The sequence below is a fragment of the Streptomyces sp. P17 genome (genome assembly GCF_032436805.1).
Lineage (GTDB): Bacteria > Actinomycetota > Actinomycetes > Streptomycetales > Streptomycetaceae > Streptomyces.
In genome coordinates, this window is record NZ_JAVRBF010000382.1 from 1 (window position 1) to 400 (window position 400).

Genomic DNA, 400 nt, shown 5'->3' on the forward strand with positions numbered 1-400 from the left:
TTGCTAACAATTCAACTCTAAAGGCCCGTATTGGCTGGCAAGGATTGACTACTAAAGAATATCTTAACTCCGGTCATTATGGATTGATTACGGGCACGGATTTCAATGGTGGCAAGATCGTATGGGAAGGATGTCATTTTGTCGAAAAAGATCGTTACGACCAAGATGTTAATATCCAACTAAAAAATAATGATGTTCTAATCACGAAAGATGGAACTATCGGAAAGGCGGCATACATCGAGAATTTGCCATTTCCTGCAACTCTGAATAGCGGAGTTTTTATCATTCGACCTCTAAATGATTCGTACGAGCCAAAGTATTTCTACTATGTACTGATGTCTCGTTTTTTCACGGAATTTCTGAATAAACTTGCTGCCGGTTCTACTATTTCGCATTTGTA

General features: G+C 38.8%; 1 protein-coding gene. It reads left to right on the forward strand.

The genetic code is table 11. The features are described from left to right. Nucleotides 1–400: restriction endonuclease subunit S (locus RMT89_RS41390; RefSeq protein WP_315888912.1), on the forward strand; the 400-nt coding region annotated here is incomplete at both ends.